Annotated in this window: 23 protein-coding genes and 1 tRNA gene; 14 read left to right on the top strand and 10 right to left on the bottom strand. The window is 60.7% G+C overall.

Annotation, left to right across the window (positions count from 1 at the left end):
- Positions 1-159: 159 nt before the first annotated feature.
- Positions 160-250 (bottom strand) — tRNA-Ser (locus J5J10_RS11175).
- A 631-nt stretch (positions 251-881) separates the two neighbouring features.
- Here J5J10_RS11175 and J5J10_RS11170 point away from each other — a divergent pair.
- Positions 882-1,889, top strand: a complete 1,008-nt coding sequence (locus tag J5J10_RS11170) for a porin (RefSeq protein WP_211929925.1) — start codon at positions 882-884, stop codon at positions 1,887-1,889.
- Positions 1,890-1,984: 95 nt separating this feature from the next.
- Here the strand turns inward: J5J10_RS11170 and J5J10_RS11165 are convergent, their stop codons facing one another.
- Both J5J10_RS11165 and J5J10_RS11160 read right to left on the bottom strand, forming a co-directional pair.
- Positions 1,985-2,854: an alpha/beta hydrolase gene (locus J5J10_RS11165; protein WP_349252062.1), complete on the bottom strand. Its 870-nt coding sequence runs from the start codon at positions 2,852-2,854 to the stop codon at positions 1,985-1,987.
- Positions 2,855-2,918: 64 nt separating this feature from the next.
- Positions 2,919-4,985 (bottom strand): lytic transglycosylase domain-containing protein, encoded by a 2,067-nt coding sequence (locus J5J10_RS11160; protein WP_211929923.1) that lies wholly within the window; start codon positions 4,983-4,985, stop codon positions 2,919-2,921.
- Between the two features lie 218 nt (positions 4,986-5,203).
- Between J5J10_RS11160 and dapA the strand changes: the two genes are divergently transcribed.
- Positions 5,204-6,088 (top strand): 4-hydroxy-tetrahydrodipicolinate synthase, encoded by an 885-nt coding sequence (gene dapA, locus J5J10_RS11155; protein ID WP_211929922.1) that lies wholly within the window; start codon positions 5,204-5,206, stop codon positions 6,086-6,088.
- Positions 6,089-6,424: 336 nt separating this feature from the next.
- Positions 6,425-7,120, top strand: coding sequence for a proteasome protein (locus tag J5J10_RS11150; protein WP_211929921.1), 696 nt, complete (start codon positions 6,425-6,427; stop codon positions 7,118-7,120).
- A gap of 164 nt (positions 7,121-7,284) precedes the next feature.
- Here J5J10_RS11150 and J5J10_RS11145 read toward each other — a convergent pair whose 3' ends face one another.
- Positions 7,285-8,715: a hypothetical protein gene (locus J5J10_RS11145; RefSeq protein ID WP_211929920.1), complete on the bottom strand. Its 1,431-nt coding sequence runs from the start codon at positions 8,713-8,715 to the stop codon at positions 7,285-7,287.
- A 304-nt stretch (positions 8,716-9,019) separates the two neighbouring features.
- On the opposite strand from J5J10_RS11145, the gene smpB reads away from it, so the two are divergent.
- A complete protein-coding gene (gene smpB / locus J5J10_RS11140) occupies positions 9,020-9,499 on the top strand; it encodes an SsrA-binding protein SmpB (RefSeq protein WP_208549056.1) in 480 nt (159 codons plus the stop codon).
- A 7-nt stretch (positions 9,500-9,506) separates the two neighbouring features.
- Here smpB and J5J10_RS11135 read toward each other — a convergent pair whose 3' ends face one another.
- Entirely contained in the window at positions 9,507-10,385 is an 879-nt protein-coding gene (locus tag J5J10_RS11135) for a LysR family transcriptional regulator (RefSeq protein ID WP_211929919.1), read from the bottom strand.
- Positions 10,386-10,476: 91 nt separating this feature from the next.
- Between J5J10_RS11135 and J5J10_RS11130 the strand changes: the two genes are divergently transcribed.
- Entirely contained in the window at positions 10,477-10,695 is a 219-nt protein-coding gene (locus J5J10_RS11130; RefSeq protein WP_211929918.1) for a hypothetical protein, read from the top strand.
- Here J5J10_RS11130 and J5J10_RS11125 read toward each other — a convergent pair.
- From J5J10_RS11125 to J5J10_RS11110, 4 genes are all read right to left on the bottom strand, one after another.
- On the bottom strand, positions 10,680-11,444 hold the full coding sequence (locus tag J5J10_RS11125; protein WP_211929917.1) for an isocitrate lyase/phosphoenolpyruvate mutase family protein: 765 nt from the start codon (positions 11,442-11,444) through the stop codon (positions 10,680-10,682). The two genes, J5J10_RS11130 and J5J10_RS11125, sit on opposite strands and share 16 nt — an antisense overlap.
- Positions 11,441-12,535 (bottom strand): trifunctional transcriptional activator/DNA repair protein Ada/methylated-DNA--[protein]-cysteine S-methyltransferase, encoded by a 1,095-nt coding sequence (locus tag J5J10_RS11120; protein ID WP_211929916.1) that lies wholly within the window; start codon positions 12,533-12,535, stop codon positions 11,441-11,443. The genes J5J10_RS11125 and J5J10_RS11120 overlap by 4 nt, the downstream gene beginning before the upstream one ends.
- Before the next feature lie 87 nt (positions 12,536-12,622).
- Positions 12,623-14,128: a globin-coupled sensor protein gene (locus J5J10_RS11115; protein ID WP_211929915.1), complete on the bottom strand. Its 1,506-nt coding sequence runs from the start codon at positions 14,126-14,128 to the stop codon at positions 12,623-12,625.
- A 248-nt stretch (positions 14,129-14,376) separates the two neighbouring features.
- Positions 14,377-14,958, bottom strand: coding sequence for an NYN domain-containing protein (locus J5J10_RS11110; RefSeq protein ID WP_208549062.1), 582 nt, complete (start codon positions 14,956-14,958; stop codon positions 14,377-14,379).
- A gap of 301 nt (positions 14,959-15,259) precedes the next feature.
- Between J5J10_RS11110 and rpoZ the strand changes: the two genes are divergently transcribed.
- From rpoZ to era, 9 genes are all read left to right on the top strand, one after another.
- A complete protein-coding gene (rpoZ, locus tag J5J10_RS11105; RefSeq protein ID WP_208549063.1) occupies positions 15,260-15,655 on the top strand; it encodes a DNA-directed RNA polymerase subunit omega in 396 nt (131 codons plus the stop codon).
- 96 nt (positions 15,656-15,751) lie between these two features.
- Positions 15,752-17,968: a bifunctional (p)ppGpp synthetase/guanosine-3',5'-bis(diphosphate) 3'-pyrophosphohydrolase gene (locus tag J5J10_RS11100; protein ID WP_211929914.1), complete on the top strand. Its 2,217-nt coding sequence runs from the start codon at positions 15,752-15,754 to the stop codon at positions 17,966-17,968.
- A gap of 73 nt (positions 17,969-18,041) precedes the next feature.
- On the top strand, positions 18,042-18,596 hold the full coding sequence (locus tag J5J10_RS11095; protein WP_211929913.1) for a hypothetical protein: 555 nt from the start codon (positions 18,042-18,044) through the stop codon (positions 18,594-18,596).
- A 162-nt stretch (positions 18,597-18,758) separates the two neighbouring features.
- The gene (locus tag J5J10_RS11090) at positions 18,759-18,905 is read left to right on the top strand and encodes a DUF3563 family protein (protein ID WP_208549066.1); all 147 of its coding nucleotides are present in this window, start codon (positions 18,759-18,761) and stop codon (positions 18,903-18,905) included.
- 146 nt (positions 18,906-19,051) lie between these two features.
- Positions 19,052-19,567: a DUF2062 domain-containing protein gene (locus J5J10_RS11085; RefSeq protein ID WP_249116719.1), complete on the top strand. Its 516-nt coding sequence runs from the start codon at positions 19,052-19,054 to the stop codon at positions 19,565-19,567.
- A gap of 28 nt (positions 19,568-19,595) precedes the next feature.
- Complete coding sequence (gene acpS / locus J5J10_RS11080) at positions 19,596-20,000, top strand: holo-ACP synthase (RefSeq protein ID WP_208549068.1); 405 nt, start codon at positions 19,596-19,598, stop codon at positions 19,998-20,000.
- A gap of 86 nt (positions 20,001-20,086) precedes the next feature.
- Positions 20,087-20,830 carry a signal peptidase I gene (gene lepB, locus J5J10_RS11075; RefSeq protein ID WP_208549069.1) on the top strand — a complete coding sequence of 248 codons (744 nt, stop codon included), beginning with the start codon at positions 20,087-20,089 and terminating at the stop codon, positions 20,828-20,830.
- Complete coding sequence (gene rnc, locus J5J10_RS11070; RefSeq protein ID WP_208549070.1) at positions 20,827-21,540, top strand: ribonuclease III; 714 nt, start codon at positions 20,827-20,829, stop codon at positions 21,538-21,540. Before lepB ends, rnc begins: the two co-directional genes overlap by 4 nt.
- An 11-nt stretch (positions 21,541-21,551) precedes the next feature.
- Positions 21,552-22,514 carry a GTPase Era gene (gene era / locus J5J10_RS11065; RefSeq protein WP_211929911.1) on the top strand — a complete coding sequence of 321 codons (963 nt, stop codon included), beginning with the start codon at positions 21,552-21,554 and terminating at the stop codon, positions 22,512-22,514.
- 6 nt (positions 22,515-22,520) lie between these two features.
- Here era and J5J10_RS11060 read toward each other — a convergent pair whose 3' ends face one another.
- A complete protein-coding gene (locus J5J10_RS11060; RefSeq protein WP_211929910.1) occupies positions 22,521-23,684 on the bottom strand; it encodes an AbrB family transcriptional regulator in 1,164 nt (387 codons plus the stop codon).
- Between the last annotated feature and the right edge of the window lie 65 nt (positions 23,685-23,749).

Here is a 23,749-nt window from a genome sequence, read left to right as displayed (position 1 = left end):
GTCTTTCCTGGCGTTTGGCCAATCTAGAACCAGTTATGGTCGCTCCAGCCGGGACAGCGTAGGCCTGGCCTTCCCCCCAGACGAGCCAAACCGCAGGCGAGCGAATAACGCTCATGACCACGAGGCTGCTTGAAAAGAGTGGTTCGGACAAAGGGAGAATGGCGGAGAGGAAGGGATTCGAACCCTCGATACGCTTTTGACGTATACTCCCTTAGCAGGGGAGCGCCTTCGACCACTCGGCCACCTCTCCGGTGCCGCCTGATTATTTGCTTGAATCACCGATTGCAAGGCTTTTCCGCACGCGCTCCCCATTTCGTTTTGGATGGCTCTTCGGTTGATTTGACTTGATGCCGATCAGCGCGTCCGCGTGCGGATATCGTTTGCCGACGATGACGCTGTGCGAATCCGTTCCGAATCGGCACAAGCGGAATCAGTGGCTTGGGCGCGAAAAAGGCGGCGTGATTGATGTCGACGCGACGCCTCGGGCCTTCAAACCCATCGCCAGCTGCCGCGCTGAACCGCCCGCGTACGTATATATATAAGGCTGAACGACCTATCTCCCTTGCTAAGGGCATACCGCAATGCCGCTGGCGCAGACCGTCTAAATGCAGCAAACAAAAGGATTTTCTTAACAAAGGGTAAAGCAGCGGCGCGGGCCGGAGGCGTGTTTGTGTCCTTTCCGCAACACGACCGGGGGAAGGCAGCCTGAATTCAAATCATCCGACTGTTTGGTGATTGCATGACCGGCGGCGTTTTGTATTTTCAACCCCGGAAGCGAGGCGGTGGATCGTCCGTCTTCTGAAACCGACGGGGATGGGGCAGGGAACGCTGTCCTTCAGCCAAAGAACCCAGACCCAAATTAAACTTGACTGGAGGTCAATATGAACATCAAGAGCCTTCTTATCGGCTCCGCTGCTGCTCTGGCAGTAGTTTCCGGCGCTCAGGCTGCCGACGCAATCGTCGCTGCTGAGCCCGAGCCGATGGAATACGTTCGCGTTTGCGACGCATTCGGCACCGGCTACTTCTACATCCCCGGCACCGAAACCTGCCTCAAGATCGGCGGCGAAATCCGTGCGTCGGTTTACTTCGCTGATCCGGACTTCGTAAACGACGACAACGCTGACGATAACGGTCCGTGGGAATCGGAAGTTCGCGCTCGCGTCACGATTGAAGCCAAGAACGACTCGGAAATCGGCACCATCGGTTCCTATATCCGTCTGCAGGGCTACGGCGACCTCGACTACAGCGACTCGTCTGGCGCCTTCTCGCTCGACCAGGCCTACATCACCGTTGGCGGCTTCAAGGTCGGTTACGCTCTGGCATTCTGGGATGACGTTGGTATCTCGGGCGAAAACGACGCCTTCACGAACGACACCAAGTTCAACCTGATGAGCTACACCTACTCGTCTGACGCCTTCACCGTTGGCCTCGGCATCGACGACCTGAGCCCGTCTTACCTCGACAACAACGTCGGCGTTGAAGCCATGGTTTCCGCTTCGCTCGGCGCTGCCACCGTTTCGCTCTATGGCGTTTACGACTTCGAAGCTGAAGAAGGCGCAATCGCTGGTATCCTGTCGGCTGACGTTGGCCCGGGCACCTTCGAACTGTACGGCGCATACGCTTCTGACGTGAGCGTTTACGCTAACGTCGCTGAGTGGACCGTTGGCGCTGCTTACGGCTTCAAGGCTACCGACAAGCTGACCATCACTCCTTCGGTTAACTACTGGAGCGATGTTGGTTTCGTCGACGGCGACGCTTGGGGCGCAGGCATCCTGGCCGAGTACGCTCTTGCTGAAGGCCTGACGGCTGCTGCAACCGTTGACTACTTCGACGCCGACGGCGCCGACGACGTCTGGACCGGCTTCGTTCGTCTGACCCGCTCGTTCTAATTCGATCGCGAGATCGGTTAGAGGAAGCCCGGCCATTGGCCGGGCTTCTTTCGTTTGAAGAACCTGGAAGCTTGAGCCCAGAGCCTGGAGGCGTCTCAGGCGTGGTTCCGGAGGAAGTCCCGGATCTGTCTTTCCAGTCCGCCGAGATGAAGGATCGGCGCGTGTCCCTGGCCGGTCGCCGTCACTGCCACCAGCTTCGGGTGGCGTTCCGCCATCTCCGCAACGGTCGCCTTGCTCAACAGTCGCGAATGCTCGCCCCGGATCACCATCATCGGTACCTTTCCGAACGCATCGAATTGCGGCCAGAGGTCTGGCAGTGGTTGGCTGAAATCGGCTGCCGCGAACTGTTCACCGATGGCCGGATCGTAATCGGCGACCGGTCTTCCGTCCGTTTCGCGGTAAAGAGCCCGCGCCATCTCGCCCCAATCGTTGTCGCCCAGCAGTGGGAAGCTTGCCGCATGGTCATGTTTCACCGCGGCGACGGCCTCGTCCCAATCGCGCGGCGGCGACCGTTTTTGCCCGAGATAGGCCTGGATCTGCTGTAGTCCCTCCAGATCAAGCACCGGGCCGACATCATTGAGGGTCACGCTGGCGAGAAGCGCAGGCCGCAGACCAGCCATCAGGTGCAAAAGCAGGCCCCCGCGCGAGGTGCCAATGAAATGTGCGTGTTCGATTTCAAGATGGTCGCAGACATCGAGGACATCATTGGCTTCGACCACGAGATTATAGCGGCTCTTGTCTTTATCGCGGTCGGAAAGACCGCGCCCGCGCGAATCGATCGCAACGACCCGCGCGCCAAGACCCAGATCCGAGGACAGAAATTCCGCCAGTTGGTGAAAGTCGCGCCCGTTGCGCGTCAGGCCTGCAAGGCAGACGACCGTACGCGCCGCACCCTCGGGTCCGTAAGACCGGGCATGAAGGGTGAGGCCGTCACTCGTCTTGATGAAAGTCTCTTCGAACGCCACGGCCGCCACCTCTTGTCTTTTACGTGCAGTCTGTATCTAAGACGCGGCCGCCGCGACGAAAACCTCACCGCCCGTATCGCAGATCCTTCTCGATCTCCGCCGTCTGTCCGAGCCTCGCCTTGTAGACCTGATAATTCTCCATCACCCGCTGCACATAATTGCGTGTCTCGGGGAAGGGGATGCGCTCGATCCAGTCGACCACCTCGTCGATCGGCAGGCCGCGCGGGTCGCCGTAGCGGGCGATCCATTCGGGCACGCGTTTGGGCCCGGCATTATAGGCGATGAAGGTCAGGATGTAGGAGCCGCCGAAGCTCGAGATCTGCTCGCCGAGATAATGCGCGCCGAGCGTCGCGTTGTAGCCGGGGTCCGTCGTCAGCTTCGCCTCGGAATAGGCAAGACCATGCCGCGTCGCGACGCCCTTGGCCGTTCCGGGCAGGATTTGCAGCAGGCCGCGCGCGTTTGCCGGCGAGACAGCCGCCGGATTGAAGGCGCTTTCCTGCCTGGCGATCGCATAGGCCAGCGCCTTGCCGGAACCGGCAATGTCGGCATTCCCAGGGATGACGCCGACCGGAAAGGCCAGCGCCGGCACGTCGACGCCGCGGCCATAGGCAATCTTGCCGATCTGCAGCGACAACTGGTGATCGCCAATGCGTTCGGCTTTGGCGGTCAGCAGCGCCAGTTCGCCGGGGCTGTCCAGCTGCTGGGCCAGTGCCCGGTAGAGACTGCCCGCCCGCCAGCCGTGTCCCGCGAGTTCGAAACGGTCGATCGCCTGCACCGCCTCGCGCGCGGCAAACCGCTGGCGTTCGCTCTCGGAGGGCGAGGGGTAGCGGATATCGAGGAGATTGCGCTTCAGCCGTGCTGCGGCGAGCTGGCCATAGAATGTGCTCGGGAAATTCGCTGCCTTGACGAAATTCTCCTGCGCGAGCGTCTTGTCGCCGGCGGCCTCGGCCGTGCGCCCCAGCCAGTACCAGGCGCGGGAGACGGACAGCGGTCCGCTGGAGACGCTGAGGATTTTGGCGAAGTGCCGTTGGGCGACGTCCGGCTTCTTAAGTCCGCGCAGCGCATACCATCCGGCGTGGAACTCGGCATCGACCACATCGGTCGGTTCGGTCGCCACATGCTTGGCGGCAATCTCGTAGGACTGCGCAAACTTTCCTCGATCCGCCAGCCCGCGCGCCACTATGCGCTGCTCGTTCCACCATTCGCCGGCATTGATCAGTTTCTTTTCGTCCCTCGGCGCCTCGGAGAGTAGCTTGGCCGCCTCGGCATATTTGTCCTTCTGCCTGAGACGCTCGATGCGAATGAAAAGGTAGGCAGGATCGGACGCCCAACTCTTGTCGACCTGCGCGATCAGCGCATCGGCCTTGGCCGAGCGAGCATGTACGGCGGCCCAGGCATTGTAGAGCGACTGCGCCTCGCCGAGGCTTGAAAACCGCTTCGCCTGGCTCACGCGCCCGCGATACATCAGATAGTCCATCCGCGCCTTGTGATCGGCCTTCGAGAAAAGCGCGGAAAAATCGGCGAGGATCTTGTCCTCGGTCCCGGTGTCGAGCGCCTCGCTGTGCCAGAACTTCCGCAGCGAGCGCCTAGCGTCGTCAGTATGTCCGCCGGCCATCTGGGCCTTTGCGAGCGCCATGGCGCCTTCGACCGTCTCCGGCAGCGTCTCGCCGAAGGCGGCGATCACCTCGCGCGCCGGCGGCGCCTCGCGATAGAGCGCCCGTTCGGAATTGGCGCGGAAGGCGGAAAGTCCCGGCCATCCCTTCAATTCGCGCTGGGCGGCGGCGATTTCGGAGGAGGGGACGTCCCGGAGGCCCGACATGGCGATCGACCAGGTCAGCATGTGCCGGTCGAGCGATTGCGGCATGCGGTTGCGAATTGAGATCGCCCGTGCCGCATCCTTGTCCGACAGCGCATCTAGCCCGGCCTTGAGTTCGCTGGCGGCGGGAACGACGCGCCCCATGCGCGGAATGGTCCCCGTCACCTCCATGGTCGGCGCAACGGTGCTCTCCTGCGGCAGTCGCGGCTTCTTCATCGGAACCGGCACGGCCTCGGCAACAGCGCCGGACACGCCGGCGAGCAGCAGCGCGGCCGAAAGACCGAGAACGGAGATGGAGAGACTGGACCGCTTCATGCCGGATGCCTGTTCAGGGATGGTCGTCCTCTACATTAGTTTGGCGTCAGATTAACGAAACCTTACCGAAACACCACGAATTGGAATGTTTCCTGGTCCGATTCCGTCACGAATCCGTCAGAGACGCGCTTGTCGCGCGAAAACGGGCAAAGTAATGTGCCGCCGTCATAATAGAGGAATACGGCCGAAGCGTGAGCGGGGTCGTCAGGAGTTTTTGCATGTTCCAGGGATCCATTCCCGCGCTCGTCACGCCGTTCACCGATCAAGGTGCGGTCGACGAGGCGGCCTTTGCCGCCCATGTCGAGTGGCAGATCGCCGAAGGATCGACCGGTCTCGTGCCGGTCGGCACCACGGGCGAATCGCCGACTTTGTCGCATGACGAGCACAAACGGGTGGTGGAACTCTGCGTCGAGGTGGCGAAGAAGCGCGTTCCTGTCATCGCCGGCGCCGGATCGAACAACACGACCGAGGCGATCGAGCTTGCCCAGCATGCCGAATCCGTCGGCGCCGACGCGCTGCTGGTGGTCACGCCGTATTACAACAAGCCGACCCAGAAAGGCCTGATGGCGCACTACGGCGCCATCGCCGATGCCGTGAAGCTGCCGATCATCATCTACAACATTCCGGGCCGTTCCGTCGTCGACATGACGCCGGACACCATGGGTGCCATTGTCAAGGCGCACAGGAATGTCATCGGCGTCAAGGATGCCACCGGCAAGATCGAGCGGGTCTCCGAACAGCGCATCACCTGCGGCAAGGATTTCGTCCAGCTCTCCGGCGAGGATGCGACGGCGCTGGGCTTCAACGCCCATGGCGGCGTCGGCTGCATCTCGGTGACCGCCAATGTCGCGCCCAAGCTCTGTGCCGAGTTCCAGGCGGCGACGCTATCAGGCGATTACGCCAAGGCCCTCGACTATCAGGACCGCCTGATGCCGCTGCACAAGGCGATCTTCATGGAACCCGGCCTCTGCGGCGCGAAATATGCGCTCCACCGCATCCGCGGCATGAACCGCACCGTCCGCCTGCCGCTTCTGCCAACGCTGGAAAGCGGCACGGAAGCCGCGATCGACGCGGCGCTCAGGCATGCGGGGCTGATGAATTGAGGGAATGAGGAAAGGCCGGCGGAGACGCCGGCCTTCTTGCTTTCAAGGCGGTGAAACCCAGTTCCGCATTTCGCTCGGTGACAAATCCTCTCCCATCGATGCATCCGCTCGCCGACGACGCGCGCAACGGTCCACCACGCAAATTCTCTGTAGCTTTTCAGAGGTCCCGCGCTACGCGCTACCGCGCATGTTGGCGTCGAAAAAAGCCCTCTGCATGGAACGGTATCCGGCCGGAAGGCGTATAGGCCGGTGAGAAATGCGCCATGCGCATTGCCCCGCATGGTCGAGAGCGTGTTCTCCGGCCATGCCGAGACGCTGAAGAGAGAGGAATGCCGTATGACAGTCGTGCTTGCCACCGCGTGCAAAGATGGTGTGGTTTTGGGATCGGATTCGCAGATCACCGACAAGGGGCGCGGCATGACCTATCCGGCCGAGAAGCTGCATCCTCTGGGCGAGGCCGCCGCCTGGGGCGGCAGCGGTGCAAGATCGGTTTTGACCGATGTCGAGCGCTGCTTCAATGAAAACAGCGCCGCGATCCTGGAAGCCCCCGATATCGGCCGCGCGCTGCAGGGCCATGTCCTGCCGATCCTGCGCCACCACTACGAGACCTTCATCCCCGATGTCCCGGGCGAGGAAGGCGGCGGCACGCCCTCGGCCTATGTCATGGCCGCCGGCTGGCGGAATGGCGAGCCCTGGATCGTTGAGATCACGCCCTCGGGCATGATCGGCCATTATGCCGATATCGGCTTTCACGCGATCGGCAGCGGCGCGCCCATGGCCCAGCAGGCGGGTGCGCTTCTCTCCCACTTCCACCTGACGGAACGCTCCACCCGCTTCGGCTGCGCCGCCGTCCTGCGCGTGTTGCAGGCGCTCGACCTCACCTCGGCCAGCGTCGGCAAACCCTTCAGCCTCTGCCGCATCGACGCCGACGGCGCCCATCACCTGAGCGACAAGGAGATCGAGGAGGTCGCCGGCATCGTGCGCAAATGGGAGGAGGCGGAGCAGAAGGTGATCGGGGATATTTTTGATTGATGCGTGGTGCAAAGCGGCGCCCGCGGATGCCGCTGTGCGAGGGCGATCTTAATGGAGCCCGGCCTCTTTGGGGCTTTAGGGATTGTTTTCGCGTGCCTCAGATTTTCAGGAGTGTCTATTGTTTCGCAGAAGCTTTGGCCAAGAGATAGCGAAGATATCTGGATTCACTTCCATCGAATATAGTCCTTCGAAAGCTGTTTGAAGTCGGTACTGTCAACGCAAGCCGAACTGTCAGCAATACGGTCGATAAGATAATCGAGGCATTCCGCGATCCTCTGGTTTATCACCACACTGCGAACTATCTGGAGCGCATCCTTCGCGTGAGCACGACAACGGCTATTTCCGAAGCGTGCCTTTATCTCGTAGTGGGCCAGTGCAGCCATTACATGCGGAGCAAACTTATCACCTGCGATTCCAAGGATTTTATCGTAGTAAAGTTTTCCGCCTGGAGACACACCGGACTGATATGTGACACCATTGCCGATGCGGCAAGTCAAGATCACCTTAAACAAACGGCTAGCTTGGTTGTCAATAATGGAAGCTTGGTCAGGAATAAATGAGTATAGCTCCGCTGCTATCGGAGGTTCATGATGAAAATTGTCCCAAGCGTTGTGCGTATTAATAAGATTTGTAAGAAGGTTGTCGACTATTATCGCACGCTCGGTTGGCGACCGGAAGGCCTGTCCGCCTACGACGTCGAAAAATTGACACCCTAATTTATGCTTATCTTGGTATAGGTTGACATTGTATCCCTCCAGCAAAATTCCTAGCTTGAATCGTGTTTCATCAATACATGCATCCCATAGCTTCGGTGCGAATAATGAAATATTCTTCCGAACCAAGGGATCAGTATCGTTGGCAACATAAATTCCGAAGACAGTACGAAGCAGGTTTCCGCACAAATGTGTAGGTAGTTCGGTAATTTTATTCTCAATGGACTGCTTAGTTGTGCTGTCAAGTGGGGTCGTTAAAGACTTCAAGTTCGCGATAAAGCCTTGGATTTGCAGTGCTGCCGCCGTTGGATTGTCATTCAGCACATCTTGGACGCAATTCTGCAGATATCCGAGCAGTTCAAACGCATTAATAGAATAATTGGTTGGGTGCGAAATACCTGTGTCGTTTCGCATGTCCAAAATATGTTTAAGTTTCTTATAGGTAGTGTCTGATATTAATTCTAGTTTTCGGCATGTATCAAGTAATACCGAATCCTTAAGAGATGACAAGTGTTCTTCAGTGGAGTAAAATTCTCTTGCCTTGCTGCCGCCAACGGCGGCATCATAAAAGATATCAAGGCCATACATTACAGCCTTTGTTCTCAGGTTGAGAACGACCTCGTTCCAAATTGCATTCAGAGAATAGTCAAATAGGCCAAATCCAGCCCCAACCACAAATTTTGAAAGATAAACTGCGTCTTTGCGATGCTCTAATGGGATTGAGTTTATGAGGCTTTCTAAGTTGTTACCGATGATGGAGCGCTCGCTCTGGTCGGCAATGATGTTGTGCGTAGGCAATCCCATGTTTTGGAGGAAGTCAACGATCAGCTGCGCTTGTGGGTCAATGAGTTCGTTTGCCTTTACGATTACGATTTCTGACATGCTGTCCTCAATTGCATTGGCCAAAGTACGCCTTTAAGGTGTAAACTTCAGAGATTTGGAGCGGTTCGTCAACAGCCTAGGCGAGAAATCTGACTTGTCTCACGTGTCGAAGTAGATGATAGGGAAATCGGCCGGTTTTGCTGGTTCGTTGTGCCACAGCGATAAGGGCGGCATCGATATAGCCCACCCACCCCCATCTTTATTTCCCCCCCATCCTCCATTACATACTGATGACAACCGCCACGCCCTGCCCGGGCGCTAGGCGACACACGACAAAATCACGGGCGAAACGGAAGAACAGGCCATGGCCCCCAAAGGCTCACAGCGCGTCGTCAACAAGATCGTTGCGGAAAACCGCAAGGCGCGCTTCAATTATGAGATCGTCGACACCTACGAGGCAGGTCTGGTTCTGACCGGCACGGAGGTCAAGTCGCTGCGCGAGGGCAAGGCCAACATCGCCGAATCCTATGCCTCGGACGAGGGCGAGGAGATCTGGCTGATCAATTCGCATCTGCCCGAATATCTGCAGGCCAATCGCTTCAATCACGAGCCGCGCCGTCGTCGCAAGCTGCTGCTCTCCAAGCGCGAGATCAACCGCCTGCGCGCCTCGATCAACCGCGAGGGCATGACGCTCGTCCCCTTGAAGATCTACTTCAACGAAAAGGGCAGGGCGAAGCTGGAACTGGCGCTCGCCAAGGGCAAGAAGCTGCACGACAAGCGCGAGACCGAGAAGGAACGCGACTGGAACCGGCAGAAGCAGCGGCTGATGAAGACCGCCGGCTGACGGCGGTTCATTCCGCCGCTTCGGCCGACCTACCTCCCGAAAATTCGACGGCATGGCTCCTCAGAAGCTCGGCCACGCGATCGATCATGGTGCGCACCTCCGGCCTTGAGCGGTCGTCGTCATGCATGGTGATCCAGAGATCGGCCGAGAGTTCCTCGATCGGCGCGTCGACGCGCACGAGGCCGGGCTCCGCATCGCCGATGAAGCAAGGCAACACGCCACGGCCGCCGCCGGAGCGCAGAAGTTCGAGTAGGGTCGGTGTCGTCGTCGTCCAGATGCTGATCCATTTGTCCGGCTGCTTCGAGATCCACCGGTCGGCCGAGGTCGAGGCCTGTTCGCGGCCGATGGAAATCCAGCGCTCTGATGGCTCCGCCGCCACCTCCGGCGTCGCATAGGCGGCAAAGCGCATGCGCACCGACTGTCGTGCCGCGAGATTGCCGGCGACCGGCCGGCGGGTGGTGAGCGCGATTTCCGCCTCGCGGAAGATGAGGTCGACCTCCTGTTCCGACGCCTTCACGCAGAGCCGGAAGGGATCGTCCGGCGTCCAGAGATGCGCACGGTTTCGGGCGAGAAACAGCGAGAGCCAGCCATCGGAGGCGATGGAGACGATCGGCTGGCAATAGCCGTTTTCGTTCCAGCGGCGGATGGAAACGGCCTGCGCCTCCATGGCTTTCACGTGCCGGAGCAACACCTCGCCATCGGGCGCCAGCGTGTATCCCTTGGTGTGGCGCAGAAACAGGCTGTGTCCCGTGGCGCGCTCCAGCGCCAGCATGCGCCGCCCGATCGTCGGCGCGCTGATCCCGGTCTTGTCCGCCGCCCCGACAAGGCCGCCCTCGGTCGCCACGTGCAGGAAGAGCCGAAGGTCGTCCCAGTTCTCGTCTTTCATGGCTGAAACGATCCTTTCATTCTCGCGTCTACCCGCTGCAAATCCAAAGGCTTACCTCTCGTAAGACTACTGCATTCGAGAGGAAATGGCGATGTTGCTGAACTGGCTTCTGATTTTCGAGCATGCCCGCAAGCGGCAGGGCGCTCGCCGCGAGCATCCCTTGGCCGATCCGCTGGAGCGCCCGGAATGGCAGGGTCTCGGCTGGGTGGTGGCGATCTTCGCCCGCGTTTCCCGCCGGCGCAGGACGGTGAAGCGCGCCGCGCCGGAGCGCGCTTGCGCGCCGGTCGAGGACTGTCACGTGCCGGCGTAAACCGCGCGCGCAGCGTCCGTGATCGCAGCCATGGCCTTGCGGTAGGGGCCAGGGCCATGGCTGACGCGGGCGACGCCGAGTTCGCCGAGGCGGGACAGTGACGGTGTGCGCGTCATCGCCATGATATTGATCGGCAAGGGGACTGCCTCGCAGACCTGCGCAATCAGTCCTTCATCCGAGAGACCGGGGACGAAGAAACCGCTGGCGCCGGCCTTGGCATAGGCGCGGCCTCTATCGATGGCATCGGCGAGATGATCGGCATGTCTGGCGGGATCGCCTTCGATCAGGAAGTAATCGGTACGGGCGTTGATGAAGAGCGGAACACCTTCCGCATCGGCCATCGCCCGGATCGCCTCGATGCAGGCGACCTGTCGCTCGACGCTATGCATGCGGTTTTCGCCGATACCGTCCTCGAAGTTGATGCCGATCGCGCCGGCCTTCACGATCCGCCGGACATTGGCCGCGACGTCATCAGCCTCCCGCGCATAGCCGCTCTCGAAATCGACGCTAAGCGGCAGGTCGACCGTGGCGCTGATACGCGAGACGATGGTTTCCAGAAGCTCGAGCGGGATTGCCTCGCCGTCGGCATAGCCATGCGCGGCCGCCACCGACCAACTGCCGGTGGCGAGCGCCGCAGCACCGGCATCCGCGACGGCCTTGGCGGAACCCGCATCCCAGATATTGTAGAGGACGAGCGGCCGCCCCTTTTGGTGAAGGGAGGAAAAGGTTTTGGCTTTCTCGGCGGTCATGCGCGTCGCTCCTGCAAATCCGTGGTGGACGTCTCGATGTTGGCGACCATGCGTTTTTCATGCTCGAGAAGCCAGCGCTTGCGCCACAGACCACCGCCATATCCTGTCAGCAGACCGTTGGCGCCGAGCACCCGATGGCAGGGGATGACGATGGCGATCTGGTTGGCGCCATTGGCGCGCGCCACGGCTCGCACCGCACTGGTCCGTCCGATGGCGCTGGCCTGTTCGGAGTAACTCCTGATAGAGCCTACGGGAATGCGCCGCAGTTCGTCCCAGACCACGCGCTCGAATGGTGTGCCATGGCCCGCGAGTTTCGTGGAGAAGCCCTCGTCGTAGCCGTCGAAATAGCGGCGAAGTTCAGCCTCGATCTGGTCGGTCACGGATGTACGGCCCATCACGATGCCGCAGCCGTTCGTCTTCTGCAGGCGCCGGATCTCGGTTGGCAGGGCAGGGCGGTCGATGAATTCGAGGAGATGAAGCGCGTGACCGCAGGCGATCGCCATCATCGGCCCGATCGGGGTCTCGATCCAGTCGGCTTTCAGCAGCGTTTTTCCGCGCAGGCCCTGCGGCGCTTCCCCGAACAACTGGGTGATCGCGGCGCGGAAGCCGCTTCCCGATTCGAAGCCTGCGTCGAGCTGTGCCTCGATCACATCGGCGCCCGTCACGAGGCTTTCGACCGCAAGGCCGACCCGTCTCTGGCGGGCAATTTCCAGAAAGCTCATGCCGAACTGCCGCTTGAAGGCGCGCCGTACTGTGGAGAGATCGAGCCCCAGCGCTTCGATATCGCTCTCCCGCCACCGGCGCTGCGGCTCGCGGTCCAGCGCGTCGAGCAACTGCGCCACCGTTGGCTCGTTGCCCTTCATCCTAAGCATTGGTCGGCAGCGCTTGCAGGCCCGGAATCCGGCATCGAGGCATTCCGCCGTCGTTTCGCGGAACACGCAGTTCTCTTTCTTCGGCTTCCGCGCCGGGCAGGTGAACCGGCAGAAAATGCCGGTCGAGGTGACACAGACATAGGCGAAGCCGTCATAGGCGGCATCGCGGCGGATCAGGGCGTCATAGTAGACGTCGTCGGAGGGGCGTTCGAGCAACATGGCGCCATCCTAGCGCAATGTGAGGCCGCCGCCGCCGAAAAAGAGGCGCCTATTTTTGGGAAGGCGCCTCTCTTTTCATCCAGTCGCTTAGGCGGCGCGCGCGTTTCGGTGCTGCGTCGTCGTGCTAGCCCGGCGCCCGACCTTGAACCGCTGCACCAGGCCGATCAGGTGTTCGGCGACGCCGCGCATGTTCTGCGTCGAGGCATTGGTCTCCTCGACCATAGCGGCGTTGCGCTGGGTCATCTGGTCCATGTTGTTGATCGCCGAATTGATCTCGCGCACGCCGGTCGACTGCTCTTCCGACGCCGTCGCGATCGCCGCGATATGCTGGTTGACCGCCTCGACCTGGTCGCCGATCTTGCGAAGGGCCTCGCCGGTCCTGTTGACCAGCGACACGCCGGTTGCCACGTCCTGCGAGGATCGGTCGATCAGCTGCTTGATTTCCTTGGCAGCACTTGCGGACCGCTGGGCAAGCTCGCGCACTTCCTGGGCGACCACGGCAAAGCCCTTTCCGGCTTCGCCGGCGCGCGCGGCCTCGACCCCCGCATTGAGCGCCAGAAGATTGGTCTGGAACGAGATTTCGTCGATCACGCCGATGATCTGGGTGATCTTGCGCGAGGAGTCCTCGATCGCGTCCATCGCCTGCACGGCGTCCTCGACGATCTTGCGCGAACGCTGCGCTTCCTGCGCCGAGACGCTGACGGCGTCGCGGGCTTCCTTGCTGCGCTCAGCCGTCTGATGGGTGACGGTGGTGATTTGCTCAAGCGCGGCGGCGGTCTCTTCCAGTGCCGAGGCCTGCTGTTCCGTACGCTTCGCCATGTCGTCGGTCGCGCTCGACAGCTGCCGTGCTTCGCTGGCCGCCTGGTTCGCCTCGTGCACGATGTCGGCGAACGCGACGCCGAGCGCGGCAACCGCATTGTTGTAGTTCTGGCGCAACTGTTCGAACTTCGGCGACAACGGCACGTCGATCTCGGCCGTCAGATCACCCTGCGACAGGGCCGAAAGCGCCTGGTCGAGAGCTGCAAGGGCCTGCTCCTGCTCCGCCTCCAGCGCTTCGCGGGCGCGCTCCGCCTCGGCCCGCTGCTCGGCCTGGGCTTCCAGGTAGGTGGAGATCGAATAGTCCATGTCGAGCATGGCGGCCTTGACGATGACCGAGAGGTTTTCGCTGAGCCGCGTCGCCTGCTTGTCCTTCAGGAACCCCTTGAGCTCATCCTTGACGATGGATTTGATCAGTTCCTCGACGATCAACGCGTAGCCGCCGATATACCAGCGGGGCTCCAGACCGAGTCTGGCATGGGTACGCCCGATGGTCGTGACGGCCTCGACATAGCTGTCGTCGATGCGGCCGGAGCCGAGCCGCTCCCAGTGGATTTCCTGCCGCTGCTTGGCGTGGCGGATATGCGCATCGCTGGAAAAGAACCGCGCCGTCTGCGGATGACTCTTTGCCTTGTTGTAAAAGACGTCGAGGGCAGGCGAAATCGACTTGCGGACAAGCGGCGACAGGGCTTCCAGCTTCGCCCGCTGCTCGGGATCAAGGCCAAGGAAGTTCAGGCGGTCGTGAAGATCATGCGAAGTTTGCGACGGGCGGTTCATAAGCGGCACCAGAAATCGATAGCTGAAATTGCACCGACATTAGCCCCGGATTTCGAAGGAGCGAGCCTCCGATCCGAACAGGGTTAATGCCTCGCCATCGATTAGGGTGCGACGTCCTAAGAAAGTGATAAAGATCAAGCAGGCAACCAAAACGGCAGCCCGGCTGCGCCGAATCAGAACAGCCAGCTCAGAGCGACAGGCCGAGAACCGGACCGATGACCGCCGTCACAATCAGAAGCTGCGCGTGATCAACTGTCGGCGTCCGCCTGGGCCGTATCCACCGCCGCGCGAACGGGGCGGTCGCCGGGGTCTCGTCCGATTTCCGCCTTGAGACTCACGAGATCGATGAAGTGATCCGATTGGCGACGCAGGTCGTCGGCGATCATCGGTGGCTGCGTTGCCATCGTGGACACCACGGACACCTTGCGTCCGCGCCGTTGCAGCGCCTCGACCAGTGTGGTGAAATCGCCGTCTCCGGAGAAGATCACCAGATGATCGACAGTCTCGGACTGTTCCATGGCATCGATCGCAAGTTCGATATCCATATTGCCCTTGACCTTGCGGCGTCCCATGGAATCCGTGAATTCCTTCGCCGGTTTGGTAATGACCTTGTAGCCGTTGTAGTCCAGCCAGTCGATGAGCGGACGGATCGAAGAATATTCCTGGTCCTCGATAAGCGCCGTATAATAGTATGCCCGAAGCAGATAGCCCCGCTTCTGGAACGCCTTGAGAAGTTTTCGGTAATCGATGTCGAAACCCAGCGACTTCGATGCAGCGTAAAGATTTGCGCCGTCGATGAAGAGGGCAACTTTTTCCCGTGGGTCGAACATTATGCAAATTTCCTCATATTCATAAAACGAAAAACTAGGCGCAGGAACTGACCGATCAAGAGTGTCACTTACATGGGCAGCAGACCCTGGTAAATTATGATTTCGTCATATACGAATGTGTTTAGGATAGGTTTTGGTTTATTCCAAGCACGCACAGGTTGTGATGGCGCTGAATTGGAGCAAAATTGAAACTTTCGCAGCACTAAAATTGGTACGTGACAGGAAAAACTTGAATTTGCTGCCCGTTGATTGTATCGGGCACGTTAATCCCCCACGAGAACGTGATTGCAAAGGACAGGCAATGGCCCGTGTCACAGTTGAAGATTGCATCGACAAGGTAGACAACCGCTTCGAGCTCGTTTTGCTCGCCAGCCATCGCGCGCGGCAGATTTCGCAGGGTGCGCAGATCACCGTCGACCGCGACAACGACAAGAACCCTGTGGTGGCGCTTCGCGAGATCGCCGACGAAACGCTTTCGCCCGGCGACCTGAAGGAAGACCTCATCCATTCGCTGCAGAAGCACGTCGAGGTCGACGAGCCGGAACAGGAAGCAAGCGCTGCTCTTGCAAGCACGCTCGCGACCAAGGAAGACGACGAGGATCTGCCGGAAACCCTCACCTTCGACCAGATGTCGGAAGAGGAGCTTCTGGCCGGCATCGAAGGTCTGGTGCCGCCGGAAAAGAGCGACGATTACTAATCGTCAAGCTTTTGCGGCCTAGTCTGGCCGCAATGAGAGTTGATTGTGCGCCAATCCCTGCGGTTGGCGCGCTTTTCGTTTGAGGAGCTGTTCAGGATGATGCGGCAATACGAACTCGTGGAACGGGTTCAGAAATACAAGCCCGACGCCAACGAGGCGCTCCTGAACAAGGCCTACGTCTACGCCATGCAGAAGCATGGTCAGCAGAAACGAGCGAGCGGCGACCCCTATATCTCCCATCCGCTCGAAGTCGCCGCCATCCTCACCGACATGCATCTCGATGAATCGACCATCGCCGTCGCTCTTCTGCATGACACCATCGAGGATACGACCGCCACCCGCCAGGAAATCGACGAACTCTTCGGCGAGGACATTGGTCGTCTCGTGGAAGGGCTCACGAAGCTCAAGAAGCTCGATCTGGTGACCAAGAAAGCCAAGCAGGCGGAAAACCTGCGCAAGCTTCTGCTGGCGATTTCCGATGACGTGCGAGTGCTTCTCGTCAAGCTCGCCGATCGTCTGCACAACATGCGCACGCTGGAGCACATGCGCGACGACAAGCGCGCCCGTATCTCCGAGGAGACGATGGAAATCTATGCGCCGCTGGCCGGCCGCATGGGCATGCAGGACATGCGCGACGAACTGGAAGACCTTTCCTTCCGCTACATCAACGCCGAAGCCTATGAAACGGTCACCCGCCGGCTCGAGGAGTTGTCGCAGCGAAACGACGGACTGATCAAGAAGATCGAGGACGAGCTGCAGGACCTGCTGGTCGCCAATGGCCTTCTCGGCGCAACCGTCAAAGGGCGGCAGAAGAAACCCTACTCCGTCTTCCGCAAGATGCAGTCGAAGTCGCTGTCGTTCGAGCAGCTCTCCGACGTCTATGGCTTCCGCATCGTTGTTGAGGACATTCCGTCCTGTTATCGGGCGCTCGGTATCGTGCACACACGGTGGCGCGTCGTGCCCGGTCGGTTCAAGGACTATATCTCGACGCCGAAGCAGAACGACTATCGTTCTATCCACACCACGATCGTCGGCCCCTCGCGCCAGCGCATCGAGCTTCAGATCCGCACGCGTCGCATGCACGAAATCGCCGAATACGGTATCGCGGCCCACGCGCTCTACAAGGACAAGGAAAGTGACGGCGATCTGCTGTCGCCGGAAAGCAATGCCTATTCCTGGCTGCGTCATACGATCGAGGCGTTGGCCGAGGGCGACAATCCGGAAGAGTTCCTGGAACACACCAAGCTCGAACTGTTCCAGGATCAGGTGTTCTGCTTCACGCCCAAGGGCAAGCTCATCGCCCTGCCGCGCGGCGCGACCCCGATCGATTTCGCCTACGCCGTCCACACCAATATCGGCGACACGACCGTCGGCGCCAAGATCAACGGTTCGATCATGCCGCTCGTCACGCGCCTGTCGAACGGCGACGAAGTCGAGATCATCCGCTCCGGCGTCCAGGTGCCGCCGGCCGCATGGGAAGAGATTGTGGTCACCGGCAAGGCCCGCGCCGCGATCCGCCGCGCAACGCGCTTGGCGATCCGCAAGCAGTATGCCGGCCTCGGCCACCGCATCCTGGAACGCACCTTCGAGCGTGCCGGCAAGATATTCTCGAAGGAAACGCTGAAGCCTGTGTTGCATCGGCTCGGCCAGCGCGACGTCGAGGACGCGATCGCCTCTGTCGGTCGCGGCGAAACCTCCTCTCTCGACGTGTTGCGGGCGGTTTATCCTGACTATCAGGATGAACGGGTGACTGTTAAGCCGGCGGCCGACGATGGCTGGTTCAACATGCCGAGCGCGACCGGGATGATGTTCAAGCTTCCGGGCAAGGCAAAAGGCGGAGAGGGCAAGGATGGCGAGGCCCCCGAGCCGCTGCCGATCCGCGGTCTGTCCGGCAATGTCGAAGTGCACTTTGCACCGGCCGGCGCCGTGCCGGGCGATCGCATCGTCGGCATCCTCGAGGACGGCAAGGGCATCACCATCTATCCGATCCAGGCGGCGATGCTGCAGCGCTACTATGACGAGCCGGACCGCTGGATCGACGTCCGTTGGGATCTGGACGAGGCCAACAAGTCGCGCTTTGTCGCGCGGCTGATGCTGAACGCCATCAACGAGCCGGGAACGCTTGCAACCGTTGCCCAGACGATTGCCGGTCTCGACATCAATATCCGTACGCTCAGCATGGTGGGCGTCGCCACGGACTTTACCGAAATGGCGATTGATGTCGAAGTCTGGGATCTGCGTCAGCTGAATCAGTTGCTGGCGCAGCTGAAGGATCTGGAGTGCATCTCGACGGCGAAGCGCGTCTACGATTGAGATCATCGCGGGCGGCTGGACGATACAACGTTCAAATGCTGATATGATCCGGCAGACGAGCTTGGAGATCACAATGCGCCGCACGATCCTGATTGGCGTTTTCACCATGGCATCCTGTGCCCGCCTGGCCGCCGGGGAGGGCGATGAGAACCTCCTCTACGGTCGACCTATCGGCGCAGACGAGATCGCGTCCGCCTGCTTCTCGCGAAACTACCGTCCTGCTCATCTCCGAGCGCATCCGGACCAGAATGTCACGAACGTAAAAATGCTCGCCTACCGACCCGTGTGGGAGCATCGGGTCAGCGTCGTCAACCTGGAGTTCAGGTTCCGCGGGGTGGTCGAGCCCGTGCGCCTGTCGGGAGAATGTAAGCCTGCCGGAAAAGGCGCGAACACGATTGAGTGTGGTATCGAATGCGACGGTGGCCGGTTCGCGGTCATGCGGGGAGCGCAAGGTTCGCTGCTCCTCGATGTGCCCGAAGGTTTGTCACTCTGCGATGGCGAAGAGGCACTGGATTCCGTTCCATCTTTCGGTCTCGACGACAAGCGTTTCCGGTTGAGCCCGGTCGCGGCTCCGGATTGCTCGGAACTGGTTTTCGATGACGAGCTTCGTGATGTTCTGACCAAGTGAGCGCTATCCTCCGCGCTTTGTGCATTCAAAACAGGCAAATTTGATCTGAATCACTCAGAGCATTGCGTTTTGCGCATAGCTGCGATCATGCTCTGTCTCTGGTTGTTTGTGCGTCGCACAATTATATTCAACACAACCAGAGAGAAAGAAAGAGAGACGAAAATGTTCGAGCCCATCAGAAAGATCGCCCGCGCCCTCCGTGCGCCCAGCCGCGCCGAACGCGAAATGGCCTACCTCAACGACGCCCGCGACTGCGTGGACCTGGAGTACCGCCAGCGCCAGATCGATCGCGGCCTGTTCCGCGGCTGAAGCAGGACCGGTTTAAAGGCGGGTTGGGCAAAAAGCAGCCTTGTCGTGTGTCGGTGACCTCTTGGCCCTTGTCAGGGGCGAAAACGATCCACTACATGTGACGCATGCCGTTTCGCCGCAGGACGCCAGCCCGGTTTAAAGACAGATTGCGTGGCCTGATCTGGCCGCGCGGTGGACTGGCGAGAGTATTTCGCTACTTCAAGATTCGCATCGTGCGCCTCACGGCGTCGCCCCATGCAATCGCCGCCGGTGTCGCAGCCGGAATCATGGCGTCCTGGACGCCGTTCATTGGCTTTCATTTCCTCCTTGCGTTCGCAATCGCTTTTCTGCTCGCCGGCAACATGGTCGCCGCAGCACTTGGCACCGCTTTCGGTAATCCGCTGACCTTTCCGTTCATCTGGGCCGCGACCTGGGAAATCGGCAATCGCATCCTGGGCGAGACCGCCAGGCGGGGAGGTCGACATCTCGATCTCGTCCGCCTGCTGGAGCACGCGGACCTGAAACAGGTATGGGACCCCGTGTTGAAGCCGATGCTGATCGGCTCCATTCCTCCGGCATTGCTGAGCGGGCTCGCCATCTATCTTCTTCTGTTTCTTGTCGTTAGAAACGGCCAGGCGAGACGCCGGCGACAGTTGGCCGCAGGCCGGTCAAAAAGCGCATAGAGCTCGGCGGCCGCAAAGGAGACAGCTTTTGATCATCGGCATCGGCAGCGACCTGATCGACATCACCCGGATCGAGAAGTCGATCGAGCGCTTTGGCGAGCGCTTTGTCCAGCGATGTTTCACCGACGTCGAGCAGGCGAAATCCGATCGCCGCGCCAATCGGGCGGCCTCATACGCCAAGCGGTTTGCCGCGAAGGAGGCTTGCTCAAAGGCGCTCGGCACCGGGATATCGGAAGGCGTCTTCTGGAAGGACATGGGCGTGATCAATCTCCCGGGTGGCAAGCCGACGATGAAGCTGACTGGTGGAGCCGGCGAGCGTCTTCTCGCTCTTATGCCTTCAGGCCACGAACCGGTTATCCATCTCACCATCACCGACGAATACCCCTACGCGCAGGCCTTCGTGATCATCGAAGCCCGACCGGTCCCTGGCTGATCCATGGTTTTGCTTGCCTAAACCGTTGCTCGCGGACTGCGAAGCGACTAGGAAGGTCGGGAATTGCAGGAAAAGGAAAATAAGGCGTGACCGATACAGCGGAAAAGAAGCAGAGCGCGCTCTGGGAAAACATCAAGGTGATCATCCAGGCGCTGTTGCTCGCCGTGGTCATCCGCACCGTGTTCTTCCAGCCCTTTACCATTCCCTCGGGCTCCATGATGCCGACGCTGCTCGTTGGCGACTACATCTTCGTGAATAAGTTCTCCTACGGCTATTCGAAGTATTCGCTGCCGCTGTCGCCGAACCTGTTTTCGGGCCGTATTTTCGGTAGCGAACCGGAGCGGGGCGACATCGTGGTGTTCCGCTTCCCGCCGAACCCCGACATCGACTATATCAAGCGCGTAATAGGTCTGCCTGGTGACCGCATACAGGTGATCGATGGCGTGCTGAACGTGAACGGCCAGCCAGTGCCCAAGCAGCCTGACGGCACCTTCACGTCCGACTATCGCCTCGATCCCGGTTCCGACGTTCCGGTCTTCCGCGAGACGCTCGACAATGGCGTCACCTATGACACGCTCGACCAGTCGCCGAACTCTCGGGGCGACAACACCCGCGAGTTCATCGTGCCGGAAGGCCACTATTTCATGATGGGCGACAACCGCGATAATTCGCTCGACAGCCGTTTCGATGTCGGTTTCGTGCCCGCCGAAAATCTCGTGGGCAAGGCATCCGTCATCTTCTTCTCGCTCGGCAACGACACGTCGTTCCGCGAGGTCTGGAAGTGGCCGACGAATATGCGCTGGGATAGGCTGTTCAAGAGCGTCGAATGAGCAAGAAGAATGTGGCAGCGGAGATGAGGGAGCGTGCCGAGAGCACGCTCGGCCACGTCTTCGCCGATAAGTCCCGGCTCGACCGGGCCTTGACCCATTCGAGCGCCCGTCCGCAGAAGGGCAGCGACTATGAGCGGCTTGAGTTTCTTGGCGATCGCGTGCTTGGCCTCTGCGTCGCGGAACTTCTGTTCAGCACCTTCCGCAACGCCACCGAGGGAGAGCTCTCCGTTCGCTTCAACCAGCTCGTCAGCGCGGAAACCTGCGCTGCCATCGCCGACGAACTGGAACTGCACCGCTTCATCCGCACCGGCTCGGATGTGAAGAAACTGACCGGCAAGGCCATGCTGAACGTTCGCGCCGACGTCGTCGAAAGCCTGATCGCGGCGATCTATCTCGACGCCGGGCTGGAAGCGGCACGCGCCTTCATCGTCAGGCACTGGTCCTCAAGGGCCACGCGAGAAGATGGCGCGCGACGGGACGCCAAGACCGAATTACAGGAATGGGCGCACGCGAAATTTGCGACGACGCCGAACTACCGGGTTGATGACCGCAGCGGACCGGATCATGATCCGCGCTTCACGGTGACGGTCGAGATACCCGGACTGCCGCCCGAAACCGGTGTGGACCGCTCCAAGCGGGCCGCCGAACAGGTGGCGGCGACGAGACTGCTGGAGCGCGAAGGCGTCTGGCAGACATCCCCCGCAGATTGATTGGACCGAGAATGAGCGACCACGACGAAATTCCTGCCGAAGGCGAAGAGGCCTCCGGCGCCACCGAGACCCGTTCCGGCCCGACCCGATCCGGCTTCGTCGCATTGATCGGTCCGACGAATGCGGGCAAGTCGACGCTGGTCAATCGTTTCGTCGGCGCCAAGGTCTCGATCGTCAGCCACAAGGTGCAGACGACGCGGGCCGTCATGCGCGGCATCGCGATCCACGACAATGCCCAGATCGTCTTCATGGACACCCCTGGCATCTTCAAGCCGCGCCGCCGGCTCGATCGCGCCATGGTCACGTCGGCCTGGGGCGGTGCCAAGGATGCCGACCTGATCCTGCTCCTGATCGACAGCGAACGTGGCCTGCGCGGCGATGCGGAGGCAATCCTGGAGGGGCTGAAGGAGGTCCACCAGCCCAAGATCCTCGTTCTCAACAAGATCGACCAGGTCAATCGCGAGCAACTGCTGAAGCTGGCTTCCGCAGCCAACGAGGCAGTCAAGTTCGAGCGTACATTCATGATCTCGGCGACCACCGGGTCGGGGTGTGAGGACGTCATGGATTATCTGGCCGAGACCCTGCCCGAGGGGCCGTGGTATTATCCGGAAGACCAGATTTCGGACCTCCCAATGCGCCAGCTCGCCGCCGAGATCACCCGCGAAAAGCTGTTTCTCCGGCTGCACCAGGAACTTCCCTATTCCTCGCATGTCGAGACGGAGAAGTGGGAGGAGCGCAAGGACGGGTCAGTTCGTATCGAGCAGGTGATCTACGTCGAGCGCGACAGCCAGAAGAAGATCGTGCTCGGCAAGGGCGGTGATGCAATCAAGTCGATCTCGACCGCCTCCCGCAAGGAACTCTCGGAAATCCTGGAGCAGCCCGTCCACCTGTTCCTGTTCGTCAAGGTTCGCGAGAACTGGGGTGACGATCCGGAGCGCTTCCGGGAAATGGGGCTCGAATTCCCCAAGGGATGACGTCACTTACAGCCCTGATGGTTCAGTCTGCCCGATCCTGCTGACGACGAAGCGCGTGAGCGATGGCGTGATCAGCAGGACCAGGATCAGACGCATGGTCTGCAAGGCCATGACGAAGGATATATCCACATCGGTTGAGGCCGCGATAATCGCGATCGAATCGAGCCCGCCGGGGCTGGTGGCGAGGTAGGCCGTCAGCGGATCGATGTCCATCAGCCACCAGAGCAGGAAGGCAAGGCCGCCGCAGAAGGCCATAAGGACCGCGATGGAGCCCGCCACCTGCGGCAGCGCATGCGCGGCGTGGCGCAGAATGCGGCGGGTAAAGCCGAGTCCGATGCGCCAGCCGATGATGCCATAGGCGAGCGCCAGCAGCCATTCCGGTAGCTCAATGCTAATCAGGCCGGCGAGATGCATTGCGCTTGTTGCGATCAGCGGCAGCAGCATCGTTCCGGCCGGAATCTTGAAGCGTGCGCCGATAAAGGCCGCCACGAAAGCGACGGCAAGCGTCTTGGCCAGTTCCAGCGCATCCAGTGGCGGAAACCATGCGACGCTGCGGGCGGCACCTCCCGGTGTCGAGAACACGAAGGCCGCGATCAGCGAGGCGGCCGAAGCGACACAGACGACCCGCAGATACTGCATGAAGGCGACGAGCCGCGCATCCGCGCCATGCGCCTCGGCCATCAGCATCATCGCCGATGCCGCCCCGGCGGATGTACCCCAGACCGCGGTGGTTCCGGGCAGGATCTGTGAGCGGGCCATCAGATAACCCAGCAGGCTGCTTGCGCCGATCACCGCGACCACGATGGCGAGGAAGACCGGCCAGCCGCCGATCACCGTCTTCAGCGTGTCGAGGTCGAGGGCCCCGGCGATGACGCAGCCGATCATCGAATGAGACAGGATATAGGGCACCTTGGGGACGCTGAGCCGCGCCCCGTTCGTGGCGACAAGGATCGCCGCCAGCATCGGGCCGATCAGCAGAGATCCCGGAATATGAGCCTCGTGTAGTCCCCAGGAGGCCAGCACCGAAAGTGCCGCCAGCAGACCCCAGCGTGCTGGTGCCGGCAGGTTCGTCAGCAAGCCGGGCGGTGGCGGGTTGCCGGTTTCGGTCTGCGAAGCGGCGGAGGTCGCTGCGATGGAGTGTTCTTCGCCGGCGGAGAGGGGAGTGCTCATGATAGGTGCCGCGGTTACCGGCCTGTCGGAGGGGACTGGACGAGGCCTCGTTTTATGAGATAAGT

Source organism: Ciceribacter sp. L1K23, from assembly GCF_018122705.1.
In the GTDB taxonomy this organism is placed as follows: domain Bacteria; phylum Pseudomonadota; class Alphaproteobacteria; order Rhizobiales; family Rhizobiaceae; genus Allorhizobium.
This window is presented reverse-complemented; position numbering and strand designations above follow the sequence as displayed.

What these genes read in the sequence shown, in the direction of transcription:
- J5J10_RS11170 (WP_211929925.1), top strand. Translation starts at nt 882, where the DNA reads ATGAACATCAAGAGCCTTCTTATCGGCTCCGCTGCTGCTCTGGCAGTA.
- J5J10_RS11160 (WP_211929923.1), bottom strand. Translation starts at nt 4,985, where the DNA reads ATGAAGCGGTCCAGTCTCTCCATCTCCGTTCTCGGTCTTTCGGCCGCG.
- dapA (WP_211929922.1), top strand. Translation starts at nt 5,204, where the DNA reads ATGTTCCAGGGATCCATTCCCGCGCTCGTCACGCCGTTCACCGATCAA.
- J5J10_RS11150 (WP_211929921.1), top strand. Translation starts at nt 6,425, where the DNA reads ATGACAGTCGTGCTTGCCACCGCGTGCAAAGATGGTGTGGTTTTGGGA.
- J5J10_RS11145 (WP_211929920.1), bottom strand. Translation starts at nt 8,715, where the DNA reads ATGTCAGAAATCGTAATCGTAAAGGCAAACGAACTCATTGACCCACAA.
- smpB (WP_208549056.1), top strand. Translation starts at nt 9,020, where the DNA reads ATGGCCCCCAAAGGCTCACAGCGCGTCGTCAACAAGATCGTTGCGGAA.
- J5J10_RS11135 (WP_211929919.1), bottom strand. Translation starts at nt 10,385, where the DNA reads ATGAAAGACGAGAACTGGGACGACCTTCGGCTCTTCCTGCACGTGGCG.
- J5J10_RS11130 (WP_211929918.1), top strand. Translation starts at nt 10,477, where the DNA reads ATGTTGCTGAACTGGCTTCTGATTTTCGAGCATGCCCGCAAGCGGCAG.
- J5J10_RS11125 (WP_211929917.1), bottom strand. Translation starts at nt 11,444, where the DNA reads ATGACCGCCGAGAAAGCCAAAACCTTTTCCTCCCTTCACCAAAAGGGG.
- J5J10_RS11120 (WP_211929916.1), bottom strand. Translation starts at nt 12,535, where the DNA reads ATGTTGCTCGAACGCCCCTCCGACGACGTCTACTATGACGCCCTGATC.
- J5J10_RS11115 (WP_211929915.1), bottom strand. Translation starts at nt 14,128, where the DNA reads ATGAACCGCCCGTCGCAAACTTCGCATGATCTTCACGACCGCCTGAAC.
- J5J10_RS11110 (WP_208549062.1), bottom strand. Translation starts at nt 14,958, where the DNA reads ATGTTCGACCCACGGGAAAAAGTTGCCCTCTTCATCGACGGCGCAAAT.
- rpoZ (WP_208549063.1), top strand. Translation starts at nt 15,260, where the DNA reads ATGGCCCGTGTCACAGTTGAAGATTGCATCGACAAGGTAGACAACCGC.
- J5J10_RS11100 (WP_211929914.1), top strand. Translation starts at nt 15,752, where the DNA reads ATGATGCGGCAATACGAACTCGTGGAACGGGTTCAGAAATACAAGCCC.
- J5J10_RS11095 (WP_211929913.1), top strand. Translation starts at nt 18,042, where the DNA reads ATGCGCCGCACGATCCTGATTGGCGTTTTCACCATGGCATCCTGTGCC.
- J5J10_RS11090 (WP_208549066.1), top strand. Translation starts at nt 18,759, where the DNA reads ATGTTCGAGCCCATCAGAAAGATCGCCCGCGCCCTCCGTGCGCCCAGC.
- rnc (WP_208549070.1), top strand. Translation starts at nt 20,827, where the DNA reads ATGAGCAAGAAGAATGTGGCAGCGGAGATGAGGGAGCGTGCCGAGAGC.
- era (WP_211929911.1), top strand. Translation starts at nt 21,552, where the DNA reads ATGAGCGACCACGACGAAATTCCTGCCGAAGGCGAAGAGGCCTCCGGC.
- J5J10_RS11060 (WP_211929910.1), bottom strand. Translation starts at nt 23,684, where the DNA reads ATGAGCACTCCCCTCTCCGCCGGCGAAGAACACTCCATCGCAGCGACC.